We start from the raw sequence: 241 nt of genomic DNA on the forward strand, positions 1-241 counted from the left end.
GCGCCAGCACCTGCTGCTGTACCGATGGTGATGGTGCCTGTGTGGGCGCCAACGTTGGCCAGAGCAACTGTGTTGGATTCTGTGTCAGCATCGACCAGGGTGATGTTTTCAACAGCGTTGGTGTTCAATACAAAGTTGAAACGTGGGTCTGTATTGGAACCTTCAGCAATCGTCACTGCAACTGTGTCGGATGCACCAGTGGCTGTTGCCAGGTTGGCGTTGATGGTGGATTGACCAATAG

The 241-nt window shown here is 53.1% G+C and carries 1 protein-coding gene; it reads right to left on the bottom strand.

Annotated features, from left to right (window positions below):
- On the bottom strand, positions 1–241 hold a 241-nt coding region (locus H8L47_RS29370), incomplete at both ends, for a hypothetical protein (protein WP_186957354.1).

The organism is Undibacterium umbellatum (assembly GCF_014284125.1).
Classification (GTDB): Bacteria; Pseudomonadota; Gammaproteobacteria; order Burkholderiales; family Burkholderiaceae_D; genus Undibacterium; species Undibacterium umbellatum.